General features: G+C 38.1%; 21 protein-coding genes. 14 read left to right on the top strand and 7 right to left on the bottom strand.

Features of this window, described 5'->3' with window-relative positions; all coding sequences use genetic code 11:
- Positions 1-186 precede the first annotated feature (186 nt).
- A complete protein-coding gene (locus BN986_RS23025; RefSeq protein ID WP_040984660.1) occupies positions 187-1,212 on the top strand; it encodes a PTS sugar transporter subunit IIC in 1,026 nt (341 codons plus the stop codon).
- A 229-nt stretch (positions 1,213-1,441) separates the two neighbouring features.
- On the opposite strand, the gene BN986_RS23020 is transcribed toward BN986_RS23025, so the two are convergent.
- Positions 1,442-3,355 carry a vWA domain-containing protein gene (locus tag BN986_RS23020; protein WP_040984658.1) on the bottom strand — a complete coding sequence of 638 codons (1,914 nt, stop codon included), beginning with the start codon at positions 3,353-3,355 and terminating at the stop codon, positions 1,442-1,444.
- Positions 3,356-3,389: 34 nt separating this feature from the next.
- Positions 3,390-4,259, bottom strand: coding sequence for an AAA family ATPase (locus BN986_RS23015; protein ID WP_074435739.1), 870 nt, complete (start codon positions 4,257-4,259; stop codon positions 3,390-3,392).
- Positions 4,260-4,478: 219 nt separating this feature from the next.
- Here BN986_RS23015 and BN986_RS23010 point away from each other — a divergent pair, with 219 nt between their 5' ends.
- Positions 4,479-5,432 carry a D-2-hydroxyacid dehydrogenase gene (locus BN986_RS23010; protein ID WP_040984656.1) on the top strand — a complete coding sequence of 318 codons (954 nt, stop codon included), beginning with the start codon at positions 4,479-4,481 and terminating at the stop codon, positions 5,430-5,432.
- A gap of 41 nt (positions 5,433-5,473) precedes the next feature.
- Complete coding sequence (locus tag BN986_RS23005; RefSeq protein WP_052401110.1) at positions 5,474-6,004, top strand: thermonuclease family protein; 531 nt, start codon at positions 5,474-5,476, stop codon at positions 6,002-6,004.
- Between the two features lie 64 nt (positions 6,005-6,068).
- On the opposite strand, the gene BN986_RS23000 is transcribed toward BN986_RS23005, so the two are convergent.
- Positions 6,069-6,944, bottom strand: a complete 876-nt coding sequence (locus tag BN986_RS23000; RefSeq protein WP_040984654.1) for a GNAT family N-acetyltransferase — start codon at positions 6,942-6,944, stop codon at positions 6,069-6,071.
- Positions 6,945-7,107: 163 nt separating this feature from the next.
- On the opposite strand from BN986_RS23000, the gene BN986_RS22995 reads away from it, so the two are divergent.
- The 3 genes from BN986_RS22995 to BN986_RS22985 all read left to right on the top strand — a co-directional run bounded on the left by BN986_RS22995 (position 7,108) and on the right by BN986_RS22985 (position 8,621).
- The gene (locus tag BN986_RS22995; protein WP_040984652.1) at positions 7,108-7,395 is read left to right on the top strand and encodes a GNAT family N-acetyltransferase; all 288 of its coding nucleotides are present in this window, start codon (positions 7,108-7,110) and stop codon (positions 7,393-7,395) included.
- On the top strand, positions 7,396-7,626 hold the full coding sequence (locus BN986_RS22990) for a helix-turn-helix domain-containing protein (RefSeq protein WP_040984650.1): 231 nt from the start codon (positions 7,396-7,398) through the stop codon (positions 7,624-7,626).
- A gap of 83 nt (positions 7,627-7,709) precedes the next feature.
- Positions 7,710-8,621, top strand: coding sequence for an RluA family pseudouridine synthase (locus BN986_RS22985; protein WP_040984648.1), 912 nt, complete (start codon positions 7,710-7,712; stop codon positions 8,619-8,621).
- 73 nt (positions 8,622-8,694) lie between these two features.
- On the opposite strand, the gene BN986_RS22980 is transcribed toward BN986_RS22985, so the two are convergent.
- Positions 8,695-9,681, bottom strand: coding sequence for a P1 family peptidase (locus tag BN986_RS22980; protein WP_040984646.1), 987 nt, complete (start codon positions 9,679-9,681; stop codon positions 8,695-8,697).
- 98 nt (positions 9,682-9,779) lie between these two features.
- Between BN986_RS22980 and BN986_RS22975 the strand changes: the two genes are divergently transcribed.
- The 4 genes from BN986_RS22975 (at position 9,780) to BN986_RS22960 (ending at position 13,651) form a co-directional block, all read left to right on the top strand.
- Entirely contained in the window at positions 9,780-10,295 is a 516-nt protein-coding gene (locus BN986_RS22975; RefSeq protein WP_040984644.1) for a redoxin domain-containing protein, read from the top strand.
- Between the two features lie 265 nt (positions 10,296-10,560).
- The gene (locus BN986_RS22970; RefSeq protein WP_040984642.1) at positions 10,561-10,746 is read left to right on the top strand and encodes a hypothetical protein; all 186 of its coding nucleotides are present in this window, start codon (positions 10,561-10,563) and stop codon (positions 10,744-10,746) included.
- A gap of 29 nt (positions 10,747-10,775) precedes the next feature.
- Complete coding sequence (locus BN986_RS22965) at positions 10,776-12,662, top strand: ABC-F family ATP-binding cassette domain-containing protein (protein ID WP_040984639.1); 1,887 nt, start codon at positions 10,776-10,778, stop codon at positions 12,660-12,662.
- A 320-nt stretch (positions 12,663-12,982) separates the two neighbouring features.
- On the top strand, positions 12,983-13,651 hold the full coding sequence (locus BN986_RS22960) for a hypothetical protein (RefSeq protein WP_040984637.1): 669 nt from the start codon (positions 12,983-12,985) through the stop codon (positions 13,649-13,651).
- Between the two features lie 538 nt (positions 13,652-14,189).
- Here the strand turns inward: BN986_RS22960 and BN986_RS22955 are convergent.
- Positions 14,190-15,539 carry a CoA-disulfide reductase gene (locus BN986_RS22955; protein ID WP_040984635.1) on the bottom strand — a complete coding sequence of 450 codons (1,350 nt, stop codon included), beginning with the start codon at positions 15,537-15,539 and terminating at the stop codon, positions 14,190-14,192.
- A 578-nt stretch (positions 15,540-16,117) separates the two neighbouring features.
- The gene (locus tag BN986_RS22950; protein WP_040984632.1) at positions 16,118-17,467 is read right to left on the bottom strand and encodes a sodium-dependent transporter; all 1,350 of its coding nucleotides are present in this window, start codon (positions 17,465-17,467) and stop codon (positions 16,118-16,120) included.
- 458 nt (positions 17,468-17,925) lie between these two features.
- On the opposite strand from BN986_RS22950, the gene BN986_RS22945 reads away from it, so the two are divergent.
- Positions 17,926-19,425: an aldehyde dehydrogenase family protein gene (locus BN986_RS22945; protein ID WP_040984631.1), complete on the top strand. Its 1,500-nt coding sequence runs from the start codon at positions 17,926-17,928 to the stop codon at positions 19,423-19,425.
- A 52-nt stretch (positions 19,426-19,477) separates the two neighbouring features.
- Positions 19,478-20,650: a saccharopine dehydrogenase family protein gene (locus tag BN986_RS22940; RefSeq protein ID WP_040984629.1), complete on the top strand. Its 1,173-nt coding sequence runs from the start codon at positions 19,478-19,480 to the stop codon at positions 20,648-20,650.
- 253 nt (positions 20,651-20,903) lie between these two features.
- Here the strand turns inward: BN986_RS22940 and mreBH are convergent, their stop codons facing one another.
- Entirely contained in the window at positions 20,904-21,911 is a 1,008-nt protein-coding gene (mreBH, locus tag BN986_RS22935) for a rod-share determining protein MreBH (RefSeq protein WP_040984628.1), read from the bottom strand.
- Between the two features lie 634 nt (positions 21,912-22,545).
- Here mreBH and BN986_RS22930 point away from each other — a divergent pair.
- Positions 22,546-23,277, top strand: a complete 732-nt coding sequence (locus BN986_RS22930; RefSeq protein ID WP_040984626.1) for a CAP domain-containing protein — start codon at positions 22,546-22,548, stop codon at positions 23,275-23,277.
- 733 nt (positions 23,278-24,010) lie between these two features.
- The gene (locus BN986_RS22920; protein WP_040984622.1) at positions 24,011-25,006 is read left to right on the top strand and encodes a glutaminase; all 996 of its coding nucleotides are present in this window, start codon (positions 24,011-24,013) and stop codon (positions 25,004-25,006) included.
- Positions 25,007-25,043 lie beyond the last annotated feature (37 nt).

Genomic DNA, 25,043 nt, shown 5'->3' with positions numbered 1-25,043 from the left:
AAATTCATTCGGAAACAACCAAAATCGTTCACGGATTATTTGATGACTAAACATGCAGTAAAAATTATGATTGACTTGGATAAAAAATAGGTTTATTATGAGTAGCACTTTCTATTTAGAATTGAATAACATTTCCCACTAATTCAAAGAAAAGGAATGAAAGAAAAATTTTAGGAGGTAAAGAAAGTGAAAGAATCAACAAAGAAATACATAATTGATCGAATGTACAAAGCGTCACAAGGGTTGGCAAATGCCGTATTAGTGACACTTGGTATTGGATTGTTAATTGAAACAATCGGAACGTTTACAGGGTGGGAAGGTTTTCTATTAATTGGTAACGCTGCTCAACTGATGCTGGCTCCAGCGATTGGTGCTGGAATAGCTTATCAGCTTGGGGGAAATACATTGGTTATTTTTGGAGCGATGGCTTCCAGTACAGTTGGTGCGAATGCATTATCCATGACGAATGGAGAGTGGACGTTAATTACAGGACAACCGATTAGTGCAGTTCTGGCTGCGGTTATTGCTACATGGGTTGGGAAGCGTGTAACAGGGAAGACATCACTCGATATGATGGCAATTCCATTTTGTTCTATTTTTGTCGGTGGCGTTGCTGGAGTAGGTTTAGCTGCTGTAACAACACCTTTACTTGAGCGGATTAGTCAGATAATTGCTAACTCAACTACAGGCTCACCATTTGTTTCAGCTATCGTTATTTCATTAATTTGGAGCATCTTTTTAATGTCACCTGCATCCTCTGCAGCAATAGCCATTGCGTTGCAGCTTGATCCCGTATCAAGTGCTGCTGCTTTAATTGGTTGTACTGCTCAATTTGTAGGGTTTACAGCCATGTCGATAAGACAAAACAATTTAGGTGCGAACATTGCCCAGTTCTTCTTAACACCAAAAGTGCAGGTTCCGAACATTGTTAAGAATCCGCGCTTAGTTATCGGACCGTTCGCATCATCGATTATATGTGCACCAATAGCTATTTTAATATTTGATTTTGAAGTACCTTATGAACTTGCCGGTTTAGGGTTAAACTCCTTTATTGCACCTTTAAATATTTTAGCCAATCAAGGTATCAGCGTTTTAATAATGTATATTGTAGTTGGTGTCATCACACCGGCAATTATTTCCGTTATGACATATCAAGCGTTACGCATGAAAGGCTGGGCAAAAACAGGCGACTTGCATATGGAAGTGCAATAATAACTATATAAAAAATGTTAGTATGAATATTTGATTCTCAACTTTCGCGCCTAAGAATAAGCATATATATCTTGCTATTCTTAGTTATCGAAGGAACAATCAACTCTTGTTTCTATAGAAAGGAAGTTTCTTTTTAAGGTGCGAAAGTTGAGTTAAATTCAGAAAAATAATATATATTTGTATTTATTAAAAAGGACAGCATTTGCATGAAATGCTGTCCTTTACGTGATTAAAGTGCCTTCAATAATAAGCGTTTGAGCAGAGGGGTGAAATGCTCTGGCAGAGCACTCACATCTGGAACCATAATCCGTTCTTTCCCGTAGATATTTTGCATCATCGTGTCATCATTCTCTTCAATCTGTCCGTTTGCGAGAAACATTCCAACTACATCAATTTGATGCTTTCGAGCGTTGGCTACAGCTTGATACGTATCCACAATACCATTCTGATCATAGTCGGAAGCTGCCGGCTGTCCATCGGAAAAGACCAGCAGAAATTTATTTTTCTCATTTCGATTAATTAATTTTTTGGTAACATGACGGATGCTAAAACCATCTCGATTATCCTCTTGTGCTTCCAGCTGTATAATTTTAGCTCCTTGTTCTTTATACAGGGAATCTTCTAATGTTTGGATATATTGGAGATAGTTTGGCTGATAGTTTTCACTAACTTTATTTGCATCTTCCCAAAAACCGATAATTTCATGCGGGATGCGCAATTCTTTCAATACTTCATGAAACAAGGTTACTCCGCGTTTCGTTTCTTCCATCTTATTCTCCATTGAAGCGGAACAATCAATTAATAAGGTAAAAACAGCATCAAATTCCTTGGATTCTTGTTCTTTTTTATAAAATACACGTGGAGAATCTTCTAAAAAGACAGGGAGCAGTTTTTTAGAGAGCCGGCCAAACAATAAATTTGTCCGAGGTGCATCTTGTTTATGCTCCAACGTTAATTGAATGGTTTTAGCCAGTTTTCTTTTATAAGGATCAATTTCCTCCACAAACTCCCGGTACTGCAGCTCCTCATCTGTTGTAGGGACTTCTGCATATTCGGTAAACATTTGTGCATGTTCATTTTCTTTACCAAAGCTTGATCCGCTGCTGTTTTCAGAAGAACTTTCTTCTTTCGTTAACGTTTCTTTATCTGAATAATCATTTTGCTTACTTTGACCTGAAGCTCCCTGAATCGCAGCCATAGCCTGATCGCCATCCTCTGTTTCACGAGCTCCACTGCCAAGCATGGAGGTTTTGGTTCCTTGTTCTAATTCGAATTGCAGAAAATTTTGCTTGCGGTCATCATTTTTATTTTCCCGATGCCAGGTAGAGAAAGTCTCATCAAAGTATTCATTTTCTTCGTTTGTTTCTTCTTGTTGATCATCATTTACCAGTGGATCGGTGCGTGTTAATTCATCAAATAGTGTATTTTTTTCATACGCCTCCACGTGTCCGACTGGCAGAATAAAGTATTCATGAATCGAATCCGTGTAGCCTGCTTGTTGCATTTTCTGTACAATTTTTTTTGTTAAGGAAATATTATCACGTGTATGTCTTGTTTCAAAGACGCTGTATAAATACGGTTTTAAACGGTCCAGCATATCCAATTGTTTTTCTTTCACGCGGGGAAAGCTTGGATCTGGCTGGTTGGCAAATAGTTGTAAATAAACCATACAAAATATTTCATCTGTCGCATAACTGCGTGTAACATTAGACTGCAGCTGTGTGGTGAAATAATGGTGGAAATATTGTTGCCGATAAGCGAAATGTTGCTTTGTACCAGGTCGTTTTTTGCGAATGGCATCCTCTAAACGAATATCTTCTAATAAAGTCAATAGTTGTATAGCGAATCTGGGAAGCAGGGAATCTTGTATATCCTCTTTAAATTGCTGCAGGTTTTTTACATCTGTCTGATGCATCGTACCTAATGTTCGCAGGATAACATCTGATTTAGCTCCGGCTTCCTGTGTTTCTGAGGGGAGCCGGTCCCAAAAACGGCTGGCTGTTACTTTGTTTTCTACTACATCAATAAAGGAACCAAAGCTGGACTCGAATTGCAGCTGTTCATTTTTAGCTAAAACAGTCGTCAGATCCTGCAATTGCATAAATAAATGGGTGTCAACTTTTGTTTGGTGAAATCGATACATATCAAAGTTACTCCTTTTGGAACTTCCTCTTTAATTAAAATAATGTGTCTGCTAAATTCTCTACAAATGCTTTCTCACGATCTTCATCCAGTTTATCAACAATGCTCCGTAAAATAGCCCGTTTAGGCGGCAGGTACGTCGAGAGATCACAAGCATCCAGCAAGGCGCGGATGGAAGCAGCGTCTTCTGCTAACTTTCCTTGGCTAACTGCTGTAATGAGATCGTTAGATAACGTAACAAAACGCTCGATTAGCTGCTTATCTGCCAGGTTGGTGGTATCAGCTATTAATTGTTCCAATTGTTCTCCTTGAATATAAGGCACATCAATAACGATAAAGCGGTTTTTAAGTGCTTCGTTTAAAGGAACTGTTCCAATATAACCTTCGTTAATTGCTGCAATTACGCCAAAGCCTTCTACCGCTGTAACGATTTCGTTAGTGAAAGGATTGGTAATTGTCCGGCGGTAATCTAAAACACCATTAATCAATGGTAATGTTTCCGGCTTAGCCATATTAATTTCATCGATATAAAGAAAAGTTCCTTGTTTCATTGCATTAGTAACTGGCCCAGGGACAAATTGGATCGTTTGCTTCTCTTCTTCATAAGCAAGTGTTTTGAACCCCATTAAACTTTCAGCATCCAAGTCTACAGAACAGTTTACACTGTACATAGGACGCTCAAAAAGAGAGGAAAGTGTTTCTGCAAATTTTGTTTTTCCTGCTCCGGTCGGTCCTTTTAATAAAATGTTTTTGCCCATGCTTAAGGCAACAATCGCATCAATTAATAATTCTTCACTAGGAGGGAGGTATCCGCCGGAACGAATGAGCTCCTCACGATCTGTTGTTTGTTTTTTATTATTTTCCAGCAGCTCCTGAACTGCCTTTGGTAATTGAATTGCGGTCATGATTGTTTCTCCTTTCGAAATCAACGACAATGATTCCGTTTTTAGTAGTGTTTCTGAACATATAAGCTCCGATCATAATTGTATTACTAGTGCTGCAAAAATACAAAGAATGCGCAGTCGTTGCGATATTGATAAGCAATTGCTAAGATAAATATAACTATTACAAAAAGAAGGATACCATCGGTTATAAAGGAAAAATGGTGTCGGGCAGGAGGATATATGGCGAAACGGACAATGGCAATTCATTTAAATTTAAAGGATAAGTATGTCAAAGAAATTAAGGAAATTGCTCCAGATTGGGAGGTATATGTCGGAAAAGAGCTTTCTGATGACATTCTAAAAAAAGCAGAAATTCTTGTTAATTGGCAAAAAGATCAAGAGCGTACGTACTTGGAAAGCAGCAATCTAAAGTGGGTACAATCCTGGAGTGCAGGCGTTGACTCCTTAAATTTGGATAAAATTGTGGAAAAGGACATTAAACTGACAAGTGCTAATGGAGTACATAGCTATCCTATTTCCGAAACAATTTTTGCGTATATTTTGGGATTTACACGCTTAATTCATACGTATGTTAGACAGCAGCAAGAAAAGGTGTGGCATCATGCTGGCCTTCGGGGCGAAATTCATAACAAGACAATAGCAGTTCTTGGAGTTGGAAAAATAGGACAAGAAACAGCTAAAATCGCAAAAGCTTTTGGGATGAAGGTGCTTGGAGTCCGCCATTCCGGAAAAGCTGTCGATAACGTTGATGAAATGTACCAGCCTGACCAGTTAGACCAAGTGCTTCCGAAAAGTGATTATGTTGTTGTTACTTTACCATTAACAGAGGATACGCATCATCTGATAGGTGAGGAACAATTTAAGCAGATGAAAGAAGATGCTTTCTTTGTTAACATAGGCCGCGGTGCGATTGTTGACGAGAAAGCGTTAATCGAGGCGCTTCAGAATAATGAAATTGCTGGTGCTGGTCTGGATGTATTTGAAAATGAACCATTAGAAAATTCCAGTCCGCTTTGGGAAATGGAAAATGTTATTTTAACACCACATACTGCGGGAGCAACAGAGTTTTATAATCAGCGTGTTATTGAAGATATATTTATACCAAATTTAAAAAGTTATGTGAATGGAGAAACGCCATCGATCAATCTCTATCAACATGAACGCGGGTATTAATAGCTAGTGAAAGAATATCGATAAGGGTAAGGATGTAAGTGATGAAAAAGATATTTATTTTGCTTGCATTTCTGTTTCTTTTAACAGGATGCGGGCTGCTTGAATTTTTAGAAGGTGGAGAGCCTGCAGAAGATAGAGAATTGGTTACCGTTGAACGGGTGGTGGACGGCGATACGGTTATTGTTCATTTAGAAGATGGATCAAGAGAGCGCGTTCGCTTACTTTTAATTGATACACCAGAAAGTGTGAAGCCTGATTCAGAAGTGCAGCCATTTGGAGAAGAAGCAAGTGATTTTGCTAAAGAGCTGATGCCTGAAGGAGAGACGGTCGAATTAGAAAGAGGCAGTCCGGAAAGAGATGATTATGATCGAATGCTTGCTTATATCTGGGTAGACGATGAAAATGTTAATCAGCTATTAGTAGAAGAGGGCTATGCAAGAGTTGCTTTTGTGTATGAGCCTAATACAAAGTATTTAGAAGAGCTGGAGGAAGCGCAGGAAGAGGCGAGGGAAAAAGAGGACAATATTTGGTCTATTCCCGGATATGTAGAGAGCAGGTTTAATGAATATTAAAGCTTGAACAAGGAAAACGCGGCAATGTATGTCAAACACTGCCGCGTTTTTTAAAGGGGTAGATTTATGATAGCTTTTCCCATTCTGCTCTATCCATTCCATACAAGAACCACGGTGAATCTAATTCAAATGGATGATCGGCAGGCAGCTGATCGATTAAAGAAGCAGGGATATCAATCCATACGTGGACTTCTTCATCCGGGCATGCTATTTGCAATTCGTTTTGAGCTTTGGCAATGGTCTTCCATAGACCTGGACGCTGGAATAAGTCCTTATGTGGATAAATGGCGTGAAGATAGGTCTCTTTTTTTATATCCTTCTTTGTAATTAAAGGAGGCAGACCATCTTCTTGGAAAAAACGCCAGCTATTTATCTGTTCTTCTTGAAAAAGCCTCGGTGAGCTCGGGAAAGGATAGTAGCATTCGATTGGAAAGATCGTATTTACTTTCACGTGGTATGTATCCAATAATTCCTGTTTTTCTTCCAGGTGGGTAATTTCCGGCCAAACATTCTCTATGTCGGATAATCCATCAAGCATTTTCGCTGCGCACCCATAAAGTATGGCCTGTTTTTCTAAGCGGATGCTGCTCAATACATTTTGAGCCGGAATGTTATGTTTTTGTGTATTTGCGCCTACCCAGTCTAAATCTTCTGCTTGAAAAGCCTGGTCACGAATATATTCTGTGAGCTGCTTGGAATAGCCATTTCCTTGGTAACGGAGGTCGCTTCTCAATCTGCCGAGCATCGCATAGTGCGATGAAAAAAGAGAATAGCCAGCTGTACTGACCAATTGATTATCTATAAAAAGCCCAAAAAGTACATGATTTCCAGTACATAATTTATCAAAAATGCGTATAATATAATCATCTTCTATACCTGTATACATGTTCTCCATTAAATTTTTATCTGATGGTAATAATTGTCGGATAATTGGATTCATAAAATCACCTCAGGGTCCATTATAAAAAGAAGCATTTCGTTTCGTCTAGTAATTCCTTTTAAGAAAACACACAATATTTAAAACGCTTACAAAAATAATACCTTGAGACGTGAAACTTGAAAGAGTATAATGAAAGAAATGTTGAGATTTTAGGAGGGCTAAAATGGCTACAATTCATAAAGGAGAAACAAAATTTTATGTTGGGGAGGATATCCGAGATCCAGAAGCAGAAATTACTTTTGTACAATCAGGATCGAATCGTTTAGTTATAGATCATACGTATGTGGCAAAAGAACTCCGAGGCCAGGGGATTGCTCAACAGTTGCTGGAGCAGGCTGTTCAATATGCTAGAGAAAATGACAAGTATATTATCCCTTTATGTCCGTTTGCGAAAAAACAAATGCAGAAAACAGAAGCGTATCATGACGTCCTTCAAAAACAATATATATAAATGTATCTAACAATAGAAGAAACAGCGGCATATTTATCTATAGACGAAACGGTTGTACGAGCTTATGTATTACAAGGTAAGATTCGTGCCGTTTATGATGGGGAAAAATATTTAATTAATAAAGAACAATTTACAACATATTTTGAACAGGTTGAGAAGTATAGGAAGGTCATTCAAGCATACTTAGACGAGCCGATCCCGGAAGATATCGATGTGAAGGATGAAGATTGAATTCGATCCATAAGGTTAAATCTGCTGATAATTGTTTGAAGAAAATGAAATTCCATACGTGTAAAGAATAAAGGAGATTTTAAATGAAAAACAAAAAACGTCCCCGATCGAAAAAAACTGCTCCCTTTCTGACTTATGAGGTTACGGAAGCTCAGGAGCTAATTTCTTTTTTAAGAGAAGTTTTAGCGAATCGCAGCCGTAATTCTGTGAAATCAATTTTGACTAGAGGACAGGTCTCTGTAAACGATCGTATCCAAACACAGCATAATTACATGCTGGAAAAGGGACAAATTGTTAAAATATTAAAAAATAAAGAGGCTGTCAAACAAGAAGTCTTTATTGGCATGTCCATTGTTTATGAGGATGAAGATATTATTGTTATTGATAAGGAAGCAGGACTCCTTTCTATTGCAACAAAAGAAGAAAGACGGCAAACAGTATTTCATCAGTTAATGGATTATGTGAAACAAGATAATCCTATGGGCCGGATCTTTGTTGTTCACCGCTTGGATAAAGAAACCTCTGGTGTGATGGTTTTTGCAAAAAGCGAAGAAGTGAAACGTAAACTTCAGAACAATTGGAAAAACATTGTGAAAGAAAGAACCTATGTTGCTTTAGTAGAAGGTAGGGTTCAAAAAGAAAAGGGGTATATTGTTTCGTGGTTAAAAGAAAGCCCTACACATAAAATGTATTCCAGCCGTGTTAAAAATGATGGGCAGCGTGCAGCGACGCGTTACCGGGTTATTCAATCAAATCAACAATTTTCACTAGTAGAACTGGAGCTGGAGACCGGAAGAAAGAATCAGATTCGTGTCCATATGCAAGAACTGGGCCATCCAGTTGTAGGTGATAAAAAATACGGCGGTGGTCATCGGCGGATGATTGGCCGATTAGGCTTACATGCAAAAGCATTGGCACTTTATCATCCAAGCACTAATAAACTGATGTTTTTCCGTTCAGATGTTCCCAAGTCTTTTTATCATAAATCGAAATAATGTAAAAGCCATTATCCATTTGAGGTTAATGGCTTTTACTATATTGGAAAGCAAAAAGCTGATAGAAATATCGTTAAATCGGAGCTTTCTCCAATTTTCTCCCTCCACGCCCCACGGTTGTTTCTGCCTGCTGCAAAGAACGGTAAATGGCTTCTTCAATCACTTCAGCAACAGCTTGGAAAAATTGATTCATTATCGGATGATCGTCCCGGATCATTGTCATTGATTCGATTACTTGATTGGAATGATGATTGATTTTTGCAGCTGTAGAGAAAGCGATAGCAATATCGCCGCTACCATTATCTATTGTGCTGCCTGTTCTCCCAAGCCCAACCGCACAGCGTTTTGCAAGCCTTTTAAGCTGACGATCCGAAAAAGGAGCATCTGTAGCTAGGACCATCATAATCGACCCGTCAGGTGTATCCGGATTTTCTATCGTATTGGCAGTAAATAGTGCCTGCTCCCGTGTGCCAAAGTTACTTACAACGAGTGCCCCAAGCGTATATTTTTTGTTTTCAGCAGAGATGAGTCTGGAAGAAGTCCCGACGCCGCCTTTGTAGCCAAGACATTGCATCCCGGTACCAGCGCCAACCGCTCCCTCAAGGCTGCTTTCGGTGGCTGCATTTTGAATGGCGGTTATAGCGTGCTCCGGCTTTACTGCTTGCAGACGTATACTATTTAAATAACCATCATTGCATTCTCCGACGACTAAATTAATCGTTCCCGCTGTATCACCGATTTCCGCTGTTTCATTAAGCATATACGCTAAGGTTCCCTGCATAACAGCTCCCACACTTAGTGTATTTGTCAGCATAATGGGAGATTCTAAAACACCCAGCTCATCTATTTGCATTAATCCTGTTGTTTTCCCAAAGCCATTAATGACGGCGTTTCCTGCGACGACCTTCTTTCTGAATAGATTTTCGGAATGAGGCAAAATAGCTGTAACTCCAGTACAAATTGTATCTTTTTCATTGACATGCTTATATAACGTCACATGACCTACATGAACGTCAGGGACATCGGTAATACAATTTTTTATTCCTTTTGGTAATGTCATACACTTCAAAACCTTTCAATTTTATTTAAATTATAACAAATTGTATATCCATTGTATGGGATTGGCGGTATCGGAGAAATTAATACAGAGGTGATTATATGGGGAGAAATAAAATCAACATTTTTATAAGTAGTTTGCTTCTATTTTTTCTGACGATACATTCTGTTTATGCAGAAGATGTGCAAGAAGGTGTAGAGATTGGTGATAAGGCCCCGGATTTTATGTTGGAGACACTCGATGGGGAAACGGTGCAGTTGTCCGACTTTAAAGGGGAGCGTGTCATGATAAATTTCTGGGCGACCTGGTGTCCGCCTTGCAAGCAAGAGATGCCGGATATGGAACGATTTTATCAGGAGCATGATCCGGTAATTCTGTCTGTAAATTTAACGGATGGAGAGATAAATACAGCGGATGTGGAGCAATTTATTCAGGAACTTGACCTGACTTTCCCTGTGTTATTAGATAAGGAAGGTGAAGTCAGTAATTTATATCGCATTCAGCCCATTCCAATGACGTATATGGTTGATGCAGAAGGAATTATTCAATTTAAATCATTTGGCGCATTAAGCTATAAGCAGATGGTGAAGCAATTTGAGCAGATGGAGGATGAATAATTTATAAAGAATCTAAAAAAACAAGCATGAAAACCTTTGCCGATAAGGGGGCATGCTTGTTTTTTATACGGACGTGACTAAATGAACGGCTTCTTTAAGTAAATATAATGAATTTAGATAGAAAAATGCCTGCGTATGCGATAAAATATACGTTAGGTGTTTTTTTATCATGGAGAATCGGTCATAAAAATCCCGCTGGATGAAGTTTTGTTTTATAGCATTAAATCAAAATACATAGATAAATTAAACTGGAGGAGGCGTTATAATGAAATTACTGCTTGGTCAGTTTGTGGTTATTTTAATTGTGTGGCTGGGTTTACTTACTTTTTTTCAAGATATGAATCAAGCAAGTCAGCTTATCTTCTACTTAGTTACTTCATGGCTATTATTACTTATCGTTTTAATGATTAAGACATGGATTAAGGAAAAGAAAGGTACAAATAAATCATAATCCATATTTTTATAAGGAAGTGATGCGTTATGTTACGTATTGAAAATCTCAGCAAATCTTATGGAGATAAAAATCTATTTACAAATATAAATGTTGCCATTGGTGATTTTGAACGAATTGGCTTAATTGGCGTAAATGGAACCGGGAAATCGAGCTTTTTAAAAGTCATTGCAGGAATAGATGAGCCGGATCAAGGAGAATTAAAACACGCAAAGGACTATCAGATTGAGTTCATTGCTCAGGAAATGGATCTTTATGAAGATTTAACAGTGATTGAGCAGATTTACTATGGTGAGTCAGAGCAAATGAAATTAATGCGTGCCTATGAACAAGCATTACTCAATCTGGAAAAAGATCCGGAAAAAGAGTCTTTTCAGCAGCAGTTATTCCAACTGCAGCAAAGGATGGATCAGGCAGAGGCTTGGGAAGCGAACGCCAATGCAAAAACAATCTTAACAAAGCTTGGGATAACTGCATTTGATAAAAAGGTTCATGAATTATCTGGAGGTCAACGGAAAAGGGTCGCTATTGCTAAAGCGCTGATACAGCCTGCTGATCTGCTTATTTTAGATGAGCCTACCAACCATCTGGATCATGAAACGATAGAATGGCTGGAAAAATATTTGCAAAACTATCGCGGTTCGATTCTTTTAGTAACCCATGATAGATATTTCCTGAATCGGGTAACCAACCGTATTTTTGAACTGGAGAAAGGAAACCTCTATGTTTATGAAGGAAATTATGAACTGTTTTTAGAGAAAAAAGCAGAACGGGAAGCACAGGAAATAAGTGATGAACAAAAGCATCGTAATGCATTAAAACGTGAGCTTGCCTGGCTGAAACGTGGAGCAAAAGCGAGGTCGACGAAGCAGAGAGCCCGGGTGGAACGCGTAGAAGAAATGAAGGAAAAGAAATTTGATACGAAAAAAGAAAATCTTGCTATTCAAGCTGGATCAAAACGGTTAGGAAATGATGTTATTGAGCTGGAAGAAATCTCAAAATCCTTTGATCAGCAAACCCTTATTCATGATTTCTCTTATCAAATTATTCCAGGTGATCGAATCGGGATTATTGGACCTAATGGTACAGGGAAAACAACGCTGCTTAATATAATGGCTGAACGTATTTTTCCTGATAAAGGAAATGTGAAATTAGGAGAAACTGTTCAAGTAGGCTATTATACACAGGATGATGAGGATCTGGATGGAAATTTACGTATTATTGAGTATATCAAAGAAGTAGCAGAAATCATGCATACTGCAGATGGACAAGTGATAACGGCAGAGCAGCTGCTGGAGCAGTTTTTATTTCCGAGATCGCAGCAATGGTCTTATATCCGAACCTTATCCGGCGGTGAGAAACGTCGCCTTTATTTACTCAAAGTATTGATGCACGAGCCGAATGTTTTGTTTTTAGATGAACCGACGAACGATTTAGATACACAGACGTTATCTGTTTTAGAAGAATATCTGGATTCATTTCCTGGCGTCTTTGTTACAGTTTCGCATGATCGTTATTTCTTAGATCGAATTGTTGATAAACTTTTTGTATTTAAAGGAGAAGGGGAGGTTTCTATTTATTATGGAAACTATAGCGAATTTCTAGAAAACAATACGATTCCAAAACAAGCAAAAACAGCAACTGCAAAAGAGTCGAAACGGGAGGCTTCCGTTAAAACGAAAAAGAAATTATCTTACATGGAACAGCGTGAATGGGAAACAATAGAGGATGAAATTACACAGCTTGAAACAAGGCTAGTAGAGATTGAACAGGAAATTGCAGAAGCAGGAAGTGATATTGGTAAGGTTCAGCCTTTATTTACAGAACAGCAAGAAGTAGAAGATAAATTAGAAGAAAAGATGGAGCGCTGGGAAGAATTATCATTGTTAAAAGAAAGCTTTGAATCTGGAAAATAAACTGCTGCAATATAATTTTGAAGTTATACAAAAAAACTGGGTAGCGTTCGAAGGTTTGGCGTGTTATACTTACGTTGGAAAATCACCAGATAGGTTCAAGAAAGTCTAGTGTGAAGGCGCTCACTGCACTTGTGACTAGATAAAGCTTCTTTTTGCGCCAGGCGCATAACAGTATTAGTCCCTGCTCCTCAATTAAAAAAGTCTTATCTCTTCAAAATGGGAAAGAAAGCTTTTATATGTTTCATTTTTACGAGTATAAGGGAATATAGAGAAGAAGAGCGTACCTTATTTTGGGATTGATGAATCAAGGAGGTTATTAAATGAAGCTTTTTCAAGTAAGAAAAGGACAGTTTGTATTTTACGAAAATGAATTGCATAAGGTATATTCTGTGAAGCCAATGTTTAAAAAATCTGTTCATATGTATCGATTAAAAGATATGAAGCAAGTATTAACAACAGCAAGAGAAATTAATTTTTATCGCCCGAAACATAATGATACATTTATTTTTTACGGTAAACGATATACGATCGACCAATATGCAAAACCAAAAGCTGGTGATTATATTTTAATTGTGAAACCTACTCCAGATTTCTTAGATCATTATTCATTGAATGAAATTGAGAAGGTAGAACGAGTAGAAGATGGAAATGTAATTACAACACGCGATAATGGTGTAAAACATAGTGAATATGTGGTAATGGTACCAGGGAAATCAGAAGCAAGCCAAGAAATTGCTTATTTTGACAAGTCTCTTGTACCTGAAGAGAAACAACTTCAAGATGAATCGATTTCTTATTTAGCAGAAAATGATGATGCATTGCAACCAGCTGTTGGTGATATTTATTTGGATATTCATAACAATACCCGTGCGATGATTGTGGCTATGACGGATGATGAGATTGTATTTGGCCATGGAGTCCGAGTGCATGTAGCTGAATTATTAGACGAAACAAGATATGAGTTAGTGTATCAATTTGAAGATCATTAAAGCCTAAGTAAGAAGTACCCTTACAGATTAAGAATGCTCCATCCTGGGGGTACTTACTTGCTCTGCTGAAAATTTTTTGCGTCGAAAAACGTTGTAATTGACTCCTGCCTCAAACAGAGCAGGTGGAGCTTCCTTTTTATCTTAGGATATTTACGTGTCAGTCCTTCGTTTTTGGCGGTTAAATCTTAACGCAGCTATCTTTTAAAAAGGTTTATAAAGGTGAAAATTATATTTTTATCACGGAGAACCGCTTGTAAAACTCCGGCCTCAAAATAAAGAGCGAAAATAAATTTATTTAGGCGGGAGATAACGGGCGCTACCTCCCTGAATCACTAAGGCTAATTCAGTGGGAGAATGAAGGAAGCAGACTAAGTTTGCGACGTCCTGGGACTGGGACTGCGATTACTCGCCCCACCGAAGAGCTTTTGCGGTTACTCGTCCCATCGTAAAGAGTTGTGCGTCGAAAAACTCCCACTGAATGAAGTTTCGTTTTATGAAAAAAGAGCCGGCTTATGTTAATTTAAAGCCGGCTCTTTTCTCATTCATTTATTTTTTTCCATTGTTCCCTTGCTTTATACCCCAGAATATTGACAGCATCCTTCGATCCTGAATAAATAGGATTATAGCCAAGTTCTAAGTCTGTTAAGTCATCAACCGTCAGTTTTCCTTTAATTGCTGTTGCTAACACTGCCATTCGCTTATCTGCGCCTTTTGCACCAATAACACTTCCACCTAATAATCGTCCGGAATTCGGATCAAATACAATTTTCATCCAAAGCTTTTCTGATCCAGGATAGTATCCAGCATGAGAGTAACCGCTCGACATTACTGCTTCAAATGGAATATTTAGTTCATCTAAAGCGCTGCTATTTTGCCCTGTAATTGCAACGGTTAAATCAAATAGTCGGAAAATAGAAGAACCTAAAATACCGTCACGCTGAATTTTCTCTCCATTTAAATGGGAGGCAATTACAAATGCCTGTCGATGTGCTGGCCAGGCTAATGCTACGTGCGCGGTTTTTTTGGTGATAAAATCAACTTCCTCCACAGCATCTCCCAACGCATATATAGCAGGATCGTTTGTCTGCATCACTTCATTCACTTTAATGGCTCCAGTTTCCCCTAATTCCAGACCGGCATTTTCTGCCAGCTCAATATTTGGAGTAATACCAATAGCCATAAGTGTCATATCTGCCTGAATCGTTTTACCGCTTTGAAGGTGCAGGGTAGTACCATTATTAGAATAGGTTTCTAATTTATCGTTTAAATAAAGATCTACCCCTTTTTCTTTTATATGTGCGTCTACATGGCTCGCCATATCTGGATCTAATCGTTTCATCACATGCGCTGAATGGTCAACTAGCGAGCAATGAATGCCTCTTTTATGCAGATTCTCAAGCATTTCCAACCCAATAAATCCGCCACCGATAATGGCAGCTGTTTTTGGATGTTCATCTGAAATAAATGTTTCGATCTGATCCATATCCTCGATGGTCCGCAGCGTAAACGTATTGGAAGATATACCAATTAAGTCTGGCTTAATAGCGCGTGCCCCTGGGGAAAGAATTAATGTATCATAGTCTATTTCATAAGGTTTATTATTTTTTTCAAAGAAAACGGTTTTCTTTTCCCGTTCAATATGAGTAACTTCTGCATACGTTTCAATAGAAATATTGTATTTTTCTGCAAAGTCATTTTCGGAATAAATCACCCGCTTTCGATCTGTAATCTCTCCGCCTAAATAATAGGGCATTCCGCAATTGGCAAAGGAAATATAACCATAGCGTTCAATAATATGAATTTCTGAATCAGGATCATTCCTCCGTATTTGTGCAGCAACGGTAGCTCCACCGCCGACACCTCCGACAATAACAATTTTATTTACCATAATAGAATGGCTCCTTTCCAAATGACTGATTGAAATAAAACAGGTTCATTAATATAATAGTTCCCGTTATTGCCCTATTTAAAAACTGGCAACTCCAGGGTTTAAATTTGAAATACTATTAAGTCAATTTTCGCATCTAAGAATAAACATATATATCTTGCTATTTAGTTAGATATCCGGCCGTTTGGGAATTGGTGATTGTGCATAGCTCCCGCTCCGGCCAACCACTCCGCTTTCCGACGTACAAATGTTTTCGATGGGGCGAGTAATCGCAGTCCCAGGAGTCACGGTTTAGCCTGCAAACCACTTGTCTGCGTGGTTGGCCTCCGCTGTGCTGGGATTCTACAGCGAATGAAAGAAATAACATCCTGTTGGGGTGGACAAAATAGTATCTCCATCGCTTGATGATACGATTATTCTGTTATTACAAATGGTTGGTTTAGCAGTTTGAATCAAAACAGCATGGATAGTTAACATCAGGAATAACTTTCATGTACAAAAAGAAATCATTGCTGAACATTTTTACCATGCACTACAAAAAATCTCTCCACCAAAAGCAGAGAGATTTTTTATTAATATTATAATAGAACACCGAGCGAGTAAAGGAAAACAATCACGATGGTAACTGTAGCAACCCATCGTAATATTTGATACCAGACTTGAAATAAACCTTTACTAAAGTGGTTCCCCGCATGAAATTCTTGTTCAACTAATGTACGATTCATTTTAAATCCGACAAATAAAGCGATAAACAAACAGCCGACAGGAAGCATAATGTTGCTGACTAAGAAATCACTTGCGTCAAATGCAGTCTTTCCAAAAATATGAAAGTCAGCAAGAACATTGGATGATAAAGCAGCCGGTATCCCGAAGATAAACACAGCAAGTCCGGCAACCCAGGCAATTTGTTTTCGGGATGCTTTTACTTTTTCATTTATGGAAGAAGTAATAATCTCCAGCATACTGAAGGAAGAAGTTAAAATCGCAAACAAGAATAAAAACAGAAACAGGCTCAGGAACAATTCACCAAATGGCATTTGTGAAAATGCTTCAGGAAGAACAACAAATAATAGTCCTGGTCCTTCTGTCGGTTCCAGTCCAAATGCGAATACAATTGGAAAAATCGCTAATCCGGCAAGCAAAGATACGAAAATATTCATAATAGAAACAGAAGCCGCTGAGGTGGTTAAACTGACATTCTTAGCGAGATAAGAACTATAGGTAACCATGACGGATATACCGACAGCAAGCGAGAAAAATGCCTGCCCTAATGCATATAAAATATTTTCCCTATTTAACTGTGAGAAGTCCGGCTGCAAGAAGAATCGTACTCCTTCCATAGCACCTTCAAAGGTTAAGGAACGTACCACGATGATAAGGAAAAAGATAAATAGTAAAGGCATTAAAATTTTACTATATTTTTCGATCCCATTTTGAATTCCGTTTGAGATAACAAAGGAATTTAATAATACAAAGGCAGCAAGACCAGCAACGGTAAGAAGTGGACTGCCGGTAATCGTATCAAATAAAGCTCCATAATCTGCGCCGTTTTTTATTACCATGCCAGGAATAGACATGAGGCTGTAAATCAATACCCAGCCGCCGACAACACTATAAAAGGACATTAAAATAAAAGCTCCAACAACACCCCAATGTCCGATGAAAGAAAAAATGCTCTTTTTCGGTGCCAGTTTTTGATAGGCGGTGACGGCCTCCTTCTGAGCTCCCCGCCCGATAACAAATTCAGCAATCAGCAGCGGCAGTCCAATTAGTAGGGTAAATAAAACAAAAATAAAGAAAAATGCCCCGCCGCCATTCATTCCGGTCATATAAGGGAATTTCCAAATAGCGCCCAGACCAACTGCAGCACCGGCAGAGGATAAGATAAACCCTAGTTTTGTCGCCCATTGTTCCGTTTTCTTTTCCATATTCGTAAAATCCTTCCTAATAAAAAATCAATGTCCAGTATATCACAAAATGTCAGGACATTCAGTGGCTTCCCATTCTTTTTAAGTAATAAAGGTTTCCATTTTCTGAAAATGAATGAAAGATATTTTCTTTAAAAATAGTTGGAAACCTATTTATGTTTCCATTATACTAGAATTAGAAATAATTGAAAAATTAGGATTGAAATGAAATGTTTAAGGAAGTTTCACTTTATCACGGAGAACCGCCCGTAAAACTCCCGTCTGAAAATAAATTTATTTAGGCGGGAGATAACGGGCGCTAACTCCCTGAATCACTCAGGCTAATTCAGTGGGAGAATTAAGGAAGCAGACTAAGTTCGCGACGTCCTGTCGCAACGTCTGCACTAGCACATCCTGTGCGTCGAAAAACTCCCACTGAATGAAGTTTCGTTTTATTTCAAGTATAAGGAGGAATTAAAATGATAACGCTTACAAATGAAGAAGAAAACCTAAAAAACTTTATTAATGGGGAATGGATAGAGGTAACAAATAAGGAAAAGGTTTATAACCCGGCCAATGGGGAAGTGCTTGTAAATGTTCCTAATTCCGATACTACAGCGATTCACCAAGCTGCAGAATCTGCTTTTCTCGCTCAGAAAGAGTGGGCGTCTGTACCCGCACCTCAACGTGCGGAATTATTGTATAAAGTCGGGAATATCATGAAAGAACGTAAAGAAAGATTATCTCAGTTATTAACATTAGAAAATGGCAAAGTCATCGAAGAAGCACGGGGAGAAGTTCAAGAAGGAATTGATATGGCTTTTTATATGGCGGGGGAGGGGAGGAGATTATTTGGACAGACGACACCATCTGAATTAAAAGATAAATTTGCGATGAGTCAAAGGTGTCCTGTTGGCGTTGTTGGAATAATTACTCCATGGAATTTTCCCATTGCTATTGCTACATGGAAGTCATTTCCTGCTATTGTTGCCGGGAATGCCGTTATTTGGAAGCCTTCATCAGAAACACCGCTTATGGCTAATGAATTAGCAAAGATTTTTAAGGAAGCAGGTTTACCAAAAGGAGTTCTCCAGGTTGTCTATGGCTCAGGCGCCACCATCGGGCAGGCAATGATTGATCATGAAGCAATTCGTGTGATCTCTTTTACCGGCTCCAATGAAACTGGCAGGAAAGTAGCGATGGAATGTGGGAAACAATTAAAAAAGGTTTCCCTTGAAATGGGTGGAAAGAATGCTGTAATTGTGATGGAGGACGCTGATATTGATTTAGCAGTAGAAGGGATTCTTTGGAGTGCGTTCGGAACAAGCGGACAACGCTGTACAGCCTGCAGCCGCGTCATTGTCCATAAGGACGTCCGGGATGTATTGGAACAGCGTTTATTAGAGGCGATGAAGGATTTAACAATAGGAGATGGGCTTGATTCAAAGAATAAAGTCGGCCCGATTATTAATCAAGCAGGATTAGATAAAATTTTAAAATATATGGAAATCGGAAAAAATGAAGGAGCGAAGTTAGTTGCTGGTGGCAAACAGGTCACAATAGATAATTATGAGAAAGGTTTTTATTTTGCGCCAACTTTGTTTACCGATGTTACCATCGATATGCGAATTGCTCAAGAAGAGATTTTTGGTCCAGTCGTTTCGTTAATTGAGGTAAAGGATTTTGAAGAAGCGATTGCGGCAAATAATAAAGTAAAATATGGTTTATCCAGCTCGATTTTTACACAGGATGTGAATCGTGTTTTTCAAGCACAACGCGATTTGGATACAGGTATTGTTTATGTTAATGCTGGAACAACAGGTGCAGAAATTCATTTACCTTTTGGAGGAACAAAGGGTACAGGAAATGGACATCGCGATTCTGGCGTACAGGCGCTGGATGTTTTCACAGAATGGAAAGCAGTTTATGTAGACTACAGCGGTAGGTTGCAGCGTGCCCAAATTGATACAGATGCATAAACTATCTTTGTAAGTGTCTTTAAAAAGTAGTAAGCGACAAGGGGGAATTATCATGAAAATAGGTGTACTGGGAACTGGTCTCATGGGAAAAGAAGTGGCAAGAGACTTAGCAAATAGTGAGGGCATCAAAGAGGTTGGTCTTGCAGATATTGATTTACAACGTGCACAGGATATTTGTTATCAATTACAGTCTCCATTGATGACAGCATACGAAGTAAATGCGCAGAATGAAGATGAGCTTGCTGCATTTATGAGCCGTTTTGATGTTGTTGTAAATGCACTATTTTATACTTTTAATGAAACAGTTGCGAAAACAGGTATCAAAGTAGGTACTTCTGTCGTTGATTTGGGTGGCCATATAGATCATATTACAGATAAAGTGTTGGATTTAGAAGGAGATGCGAGAGCTGCAGGTGTCACAGTAATTCCTGATTTAGGTGTAGCACCTGGTATGATTAATATATTATCCGGATATGGTGTCAGTAAATTAGAAAAAGCAACATCGATTCAATTGCTTGTGGGAGGTATTCCTGTTCATCCAGAAGCCCCTTTAAAATATAATCATGTATTTTCAATGGAAGGTGTATTAGACCACTATACAGATCCATCAGAAATTATACGTGATCATAAATTAATTACTGTACCATCTTTATCCGAAATTGAATCAATTGAATTTGATGATTTTGGAAAATTAGAAGCATTTCATACATCAGGTGGAACATCAACGCTGACAAAGTCCTTTCCATATTTAGAGACATTAGAGTATAAAACCATACGCTATCCGGGGCATGCTGAGAAATTCAAGCTATTAGTAGATTTGAATCTGACAAAGAATCACTATGATGTGGTTGTAGATGGCGTAAAAATCAGTCCGCGGAAAGTTTTATTGAAAGTGCTTGATCCTATTGTTGAACTAAAGGATAAAGAAGATGCGGTGTTATTACGTGCCGTCATTAAGGGTTATAACAAGAGGGTAGAAACGGCGTTCACTTATGAAATGGTCACATATAAAGATAAGCAGACAGGGGTTACAGCGATGGCCAGAGCTACAGCAAATACAATCTCTATCGCTGCTCAAATGATTGCAGGAGGAACGGTCACCAAAAAAGGGGTATATCCGCCTGAAAAAATTATCCCTGGAGAAGTTTATATCAAAGAAATGGCAAAAAGAGGAGTAATCATTAAAGAAAAAATATCGATGGAAAGTCATTCCGCTGTTTTTTGAGAAACGATTGTAAAAAGCAATACTATTAAATTGCACAACAAATAAGCTTCCTTTTTATGGTTTTTTAAAAATATAGGAAGATGGTTCTTTTAAAATTTAATTATTGACCGTTTGTTTTGAGAATGGGACTTAGAAAGAGGTCAAGTGAGCTCAATGCTTGATCTCTTTCTAAATTCTCTGGAAAAAACAACGTTTATTGCAGTGTAACTGGCAGTAAGACTCCCATTTAAAAAAAAATGAAGGAGGTTTTACTTTATTTTGCCGCTTTTTGCAGTTTATGGATCATTTTTAATGCACGTCCGGTTCCGATTGCTACAGATTCTAACGGATTTGGAGCAATATGAACAGGAACACTCAGCTCCTCAGCAAGCCACTCCTGCATTCCGTTTAATTGAGAACCTCCACCTGTAAGCACAACACCATTATCTACAATGTCCCCGCTTAGTTCTGGCGGGCATTCTTCTAATGTAGCACGAATAGTTTCTAAAATTTGCTCTAAAGATTCCTTTAGAGAAGCATAAATTTCAGTAGAAGTAACTTCAATGGTTTTAGGAAGGCCGGTAACCATATCACGGCCGCGGATTTCCATTGTTTCTTCTTTATGGTTTGGATGTGCATAACCAATTTCCATTTTAATATTTTCAGCCGTACGTTCACCAATTAAAATATTATACTGCTTACGGATATGCTGAATAATTTCTTCATCCATTTTATCTCCAGCCGTACGTACAGAATTGCAGGATACGATACCGCCGAAGGAAATAATACCAACCTCAGAAGTTCCGCCACCGATATCTACAATAACATTTGCATAGGGTTCATCCACAGGAAGGTCCGCACCGATTGCTGCTGCAACAGGCTCTTCAATTAAATGAACCTGCTTTGCACCATAGCTGGATACTGCGTTATGAATAGCTCTTCTTTCAACACTTGTGCTGCCTGACGGAGTACATACAATAACATTTGGTTTGCGCATAGACATACCTAAGGTTTTGCTTACCTTTTTAAGTAATTCTTTTAATAATTGAGCAGTAACATCATAATCTGCAATAACACCATCTTTTAAAGGACGAATCGGGATGATGTTTTTTGGAGTCTTCCCAACCATTTCTTTTGCTTCCGATCCTACAGCCATCACTTGTTTTGTGTTTACATCAATTGCTACCACGCATGGTTCATTTAAAACGATCCCTTTTGATTTTGAATATACTAAAATATTTGCAGTTCCTAAATCAATTCCAATTTCAGCGCTTGAAAACATATATAAAATCCTCCATATAAATACTTTTTATTTTTGATTGTAGACAGAAAAGACAAAATACGACACTTTTCCGTATTAGAGTATATTCGACAAAACCATTCAAAATGAAGGAAATCAATCATTTGAATGACCTTATTAAATATGCACTTTTTATTTTTCATAAACGTATATCATTTGAACGGTTAAATTACATTCTTTTGTTCTTTACAATCATAACATAATTATTTCAGTTCCTTAGAATACTATTCTATCAAATAATTGCTTTTTTGGGGGTAATGAATTCCCTTTATTATATAGAAAGAACTAGTCTATAAAATAAAACATAAGCAGAATGAAATCAAGTAACATTTTCGTTACAATATTGCTTATGATGTAACATTAGACCTCCTGTAGAAACTTGTCAATATCCGTTTTATAGAAATGATTTCCTGTCGATTGATTAATTTCCAATACAGGAGAATTATACTGAATTTAGAATAGTAGATTTGATGGGGTTTTACAAGTTTGAGAGCAAAAAAAATAGAAAGAAAAAGACCCTTGGTAAACCTTGCCTTGATTATTTCAAATATTACAGCCAAACCCGTGTTATGATCATTTTGCACAAAACAAAACAACAAAAAAGGAGTGTATGTGCATGTTTAAGAAAGTAGGCATTGCTACTGCATTGTCAGCAACCGTATTATTTGGAGGAGCGTTTATTTCAAATGCAGAAGCATCTGCAAATTCCGGAGCATCTCCTCAAGCTTCTACACAAGTCCATTATTCTGTAAATGGGCAAGGTTGGGACCAATTGAATACAGAGCAATTAAACACAGGCAATTTCAATTGCTTTGATATTATAAATGGAGAAGCAGCTCCAAATAAAGAAGCTGAAGCTGAGGCTGAGGTGCCAACAGAAAACCAGGCATCTGAAGAAGCAAATCAAGAAGAGTCTGGTAATCAGGAAGAAGCTCAGCAAAATTCAGAAGATAACCAAACAGACGGTGAGGTAAGTCAATTTGAACAAGAAGTGGTTGACTTAACAAACCAAGAAAGAGAAAAAGAAGGTCTTGCACCACTTGAATTAGACACAGAGTTAAGTGGAGTAGCCCGTGAGAAATCAAAAGATATGCAAGAAAACAATTATTTTGATCACAATAGCCCAAACCATGGTTCTCCATTTGATATGATGCAAAGCTTCGGTATTGATTACAATACTGCTGGTGAAAACATTGCCCAAGGGCAACAATCTCCAGAAGAAGTAGTAGATGCATGGATGAACAGCCAAGGTCACCGTGAAAACATCATGAATGGCGATTTCACACATATTGGAATTGGTCATGTTGAAGATGGTAACTATTGGACACAAATGTTTATTGGAAAATAAACAGATTCTTTTAATGGAATAAGATAAATGAAAAACCTTTCCGCGTGAATGATAATGCTTTTTATTGAAGTAGGCATTCATGCGGGAGGTTTTTTTTCATAAGATGCTTCATGCTGAAATAGTGAAAACCACAAAAATGCTGTAATGACAGAATTTTGTGGTTTTTTAGCTACCGAAAAAATAAGTGCATTTTTATCACGGAGAACCGTCCGTAAAACTCCCGCCTCCAAATAAAGCGTAAAAATAAATTTATTTAGGCGTGAGGTCAAGTGAGCTAACTCCTTGAATCACTTAGGCTAACTCAGTCGGAGAAGAACAGCAGACTAAGTTCGCGACGTCATGGGGCTGGGACTGCGATTACCAATGTTGTCAGGTTAATAAATTTTTTAAATATTATATTGGTTACAGATAGATGGCAAAAAAACTATCTAGCGTAGTGTTTTTCCGTAGCGGTCGATTAATCTGACAACATTGAGACCTGCGATTACTCGGTCTATTAAAACCGTTGCTGCGATTACTCGGCCCATCGTAAAGAGTTGTGCGTCACAAACTCCCACTAAGTGAAGTTTCCTTTTATCATATAATGGATTGCTCCGGTCAAACTTTCTGTCAGGTAAGAAAATAAATGCAGCATGGAAAAGATTGACGGCTAAAATTATGCATTACAGGGTATAGTTCATATAAGAAGTTTAAGAATGACGATAGTTTCAATTTATAATAAAGGGGTGTCAAAATGGTACAAGGACATGTGAATTTAAATACAGAAAAAACGGAGCAATGGCTTCAAGAATATGTGGACGGCTGGGTAGATTTTTTTAAAAAACAGACAGGCACTGGAAAAGTCGCTGATTATATACCAAAATTAGAAGAAGCAGACCCAAATTCTTTAGGTATTACGATTATTGGAAAGAAAGGAACAGAAATCCGCTCTGGTGATGTGGAGCATGAGTTTTCTATTCAAAGTATTTCTAAAGTTCTTAGCTTTATTACGGCATGTATGGACAGAGGAATAGCTTATGTCTTGCAAAGAGTGGATGTGGAACCGACAGGGGAAGCGTTTAACTCTATTATGCACTTAGAAGTTAAGGGACACCAGAGGCCATTTAATCCTCTGGTCAATTCAGGAGCAATTACTACCTCATCATTATTAAGCGGGAACACATCAGATGAAAAGCTGGAACCATTATTTCAATTAATGGAAAAAATAATTGGCCGCCGTCCGGAAATTGATATTGATGTATATGTATCGGAACGTGATACTTCCATGCGTAATCGAGCCATTGGTTATTACTTATTAGAAGAAGGATATTTAGAATCCGATTTAGGAGTAACGTTGGAAACATATTTTAAACAATGCTCGATTAACGTTACGACAGATGATTTAGCCCGTATAGGTTTGGTTCTTTCAAATGATGGCATTCACCCTGAAACAGAAGAAGTAATTATTCCCAGGAATGTCGTGCGTATTGCCAAATCCTTAATGTTGACATGCGGAATGTATGATGCTTCAGGAAAATTTGCTTCTTATGTCGGTATTCCTGCAAAGAGTGGTGTTTCAGGCGGGATTCTGGCAGTTGTCCCTCCAAGAGTGCGTGAAAATGAGTTGCCATTTTTAAGTGGCTGTGGTATTGGTGTATTTGGACCAGCTTTGGACAAGCAGGGAAATAGTGTTGCAGGAATTAAATTACTCCGTCATATTGCAAATAGCTGGGATATGAGCTTGTTTTAACTAAATATTTTTCGACAAAAATGGAAGTGGAATAACA

Origin of the sequence: Oceanobacillus jeddahensis (genome assembly GCF_000750635.1) — a bacterium.
Classification (GTDB): Bacteria; Bacillota; Bacilli; order Bacillales; family Amphibacillaceae; genus Oceanobacillus; species Oceanobacillus jeddahense.
Note: the sequence above shows the minus strand (reverse complement) of the source record. Positions and strands in the feature narration are given on the sequence as shown.